Annotated in this window: 3 protein-coding genes; 1 reads left to right on the top strand and 2 read right to left on the bottom strand. The window is 70.8% G+C overall.

Translation table 11 applies throughout. The features are described 5' to 3' along the window. Positions 1 to 123: 123 nt before the first annotated feature. On the bottom strand, positions 124 to 600 hold the full coding sequence (locus ACFWX1_RS23740; RefSeq protein ID WP_378390698.1) for a DUF3574 domain-containing protein: 477 nt from the start codon (positions 598 to 600) through the stop codon (positions 124 to 126). An 87-nt stretch (positions 601 to 687) separates the two neighbouring features. Then, positions 688 to 2199, bottom strand: coding sequence for an IMP dehydrogenase (gene guaB, locus ACFWX1_RS23735; RefSeq protein WP_378327582.1), 1512 nt, complete (start codon positions 2197 to 2199; stop codon positions 688 to 690). Between the two features lie 130 nt (positions 2200 to 2329). Here guaB and ACFWX1_RS23730 point away from each other — a divergent pair, with 130 nt between their 5' ends. Beyond that, positions 2330 to 2725 carry a DUF5319 domain-containing protein gene (locus ACFWX1_RS23730; protein ID WP_345397513.1) on the top strand — a complete coding sequence of 132 codons (396 nt, stop codon included), beginning with the start codon at positions 2330 to 2332 and terminating at the stop codon, positions 2723 to 2725. Positions 2726 to 2846: the final 121 nt, after the last annotated feature.

Here is a 2846-nt window from a genome sequence, read left to right as displayed (position 1 = left end):
CCCACCACCCCCCGCGGGTCTCCACCCCCCCCAACACCCGTGTCTACAAAACCCCCCCACCCCCCCCCCGCCGGCCGTGTTACCCCCCCAAACCCCCCCCCCCGGGGCGGTGGGGCCGTCGGGTCAGAAGGAGACCTTCTGGACGGAGTCCGCGCGCATGACGGCCTCCTGCTGGAACTCCTTCTTGTAGTCCGCGCGGATCTGCTCGATCTCGGTGTTGGCCTTCGCGGCGTCGGCGAACGAGTACACGATGACGATCACGTGCGACCGCTCGTGCACGATCTGGCCGTTCGCGCCCTTCCACTGGCCCTTGCCGGGCAGCTCGGTGAAGCCGTTCGGGAAGGCCCGGGTCAGCTCCTTGTCCGAGAAGATCCCGAACTCGGTGTCCGTCACCTCGGTGCCGTCGGGTTTCCCGGTGCCGAAGTACAGCTCGGTGCGCTTCCACACGTCTCCGGGCGCCGCCGAGACATCCGAAGACACCGCACCGCCCGAGGACGCCGACGCCGAGGACGCCGCGACACCCCCGCCGACTCCCAGCACCGCCGCCGCGGCCACCGCCGCCACCGTCCGCCGCGAAACCACCCGTCGCGAAACCGACATCCGTCCGTCCCTCCTGAAAACCGAACCGGTCGACACCCGGGAGTCTTCCGGGTGCCGACCGGCTGGAGGAACGGCTGAACGGGCTGTCTACCGGGTCGTGTAGTTCGGGGCCTCGACGGTCATGGTGATGTCGTGCGGGTGGCTCTCCTTGAGCCCGGCCGCGGTGATCCGCACCAGCTGCGCCTCCTGCAGCTCGGCGATCGTGTTCGCCCCGGCGTAGCCCATGCCCGCGCGCAGCCCGCCGACGAGCTGGTGCACGACGTTGGCCAGCGGCCCGCGGAACGGGATCCGGCCCTCGATGCCCTCGGGGACGAGCTTGTCCTCGTTGAGCACGTCGTCCTGGGCGTAGCGATCCTTCGAGTACGACTTCGCCTCACCGCGCGACTGCATCGCGCCCAGCGAGCCCATCCCGCGATACACCTTGAACTGCTTGCCGTTGACCAGGATCAGGTCACCGGGCGACTCCGCGGTGCCCGCCAGCAGGCTGCCCAGCATGACCGTGGACGCGCCCGCGGCGATCGCCTTCGCGATGTCACCCGAGTACTGGATGCCGCCGTCGCCGATCACCGGGATGCCGGCCGGGCGGCACGCCTGGTCGGCCTCATAGATCGCGGAAATCTGCGGGACGCCGACGCCGGCGACGATCCGCGTGGTGCAGATCGAACCCGGCCCGACGCCGACCTTGACGCCGTCGACACCCGCGTCCACCAGCGCCTGCGCGCCCGCGCGCGTCGCCACGTTCCCGCCGACGACGTCGACGGCCTCGCCCAGCTCCTTCTTCAGCAGCGCCACGGCGTCCACGACGGCACGCGAGTGGCCGTGCGCGGTGTCCACCATCAGCACGTCGACACCGGCGTCGGCCAGCGCCATCGCGCGCTTGTGGCCGTCCACGCCGACGCCGACCGCCGCACCGACGACCAGCCTGCCGTCCGGGTCCTTGGTGGCTCGCGGGTACTGCTCGGTCTTGACGAAGTCCTTGACCGTGATCAGCCCGCGCAGCTTGCCCGCGCCGTCGACGATCGGCAGCTTCTCGATCTTGTGGCGGCGCAGCAGCCCGAGCGCCGCGTCCGCGGTGACCCCGACCTGCGCGGTGACCAGCGGCGCCTTCGTCATCACGTCGCTGACCGGGCGGGTGTGGTCGACTTCGAAGCGCATGTCGCGGTTGGTGATGATGCCGACCAGCGTCCCGGCCGCGTCGGTCACCGGGACACCGGAGATCCGGAACCGCGCGCACAGGGCGTCGACCTCGGCCAGCGTCGCGTCGGGCGAGCAGGTGACCGGGTCGGTCACCATCCCCGCCTCGGAGCGCTTGACGACCTCGACCGCGGCGGCCTGCTCGTCGATCGGCATGTTGCGCTGCAGCACGCCGATGCCGCCCTGACGCGCCATGGCGATCGCCATCCGCGCCTCGGTCACGGTGTCCATCGCGGCGGAGACCAGCGGGACGCCCAGGGTGATGTTGCGGGTCAGCCGCGTACTCGTATCGACCCCGCTCGGTACGACGTCCGATTCGGCGGGCAGCAGCAGCACGTCGTCGAAGGTCAGCCCGAGCATGGCGAACTTGCTCGGCACGGGTGCGGTCACGCTGTCGCTGGTCATAGCAGGCGAAGGGCCTTCCTGGCGGGGGATGAACAGGGCCGCGATACGACGCTGTGGGCCTTCCCCTCATGATATCCGGGCCGGGCCCACGTCCCGGGCGGGTGGGGACCGGCAGCACGCGCCCGGTACCGTGCAGGCCGTGCCGCACGATGTGTTGCCCCCAGACCCCTTCGCGGATGATCCGGACGATCCGGCCCGCGCCTTCCTCGACAGCGACGACAGGCTGGACGAACCGATCACTCCCGACGAGCGCACCGAGCTGCTGGCCGACCTCTCCGATCTGGCCGTCTACCAGGCACTTCTCGAGCCGCGCGGCGTGCGTGGCATCGTGGTGGACTGCGGCGAATGCGACGAACCGCACTACCACGACTGGCACCTGCTACGGGCCAGCCTGGAGCAGCTGCTCGCCGACGGGCGGATGCGGCCGCACGAACCGGCCTTCGACCCGAACCCCGGCGACTACGTGAGCTGGGACTACTGCCGCGGCTTCGCGGACGGCGTGACGGCGAACGAAAGCGCGTACTGACGCTGTCGACCAGCGGAAAAGGGGGGTGGTGTGTAAGGTCCCCCAAACGCCGAGAGGGTTGTGTTTCACGGTTATGGGGGGACGGGCGCGCCGCGCGGGGCGCCGGGCGCCGGGAGCCGCC

This window comes from Amycolatopsis sp. NPDC059021 (assembly GCF_042739895.1).
Classification (GTDB): domain Bacteria; phylum Actinomycetota; class Actinomycetes; order Mycobacteriales; family Pseudonocardiaceae; genus Amycolatopsis.
Note: the sequence above shows the minus strand (reverse complement) of the source record. Positions and strands in the feature narration are given on the sequence as shown.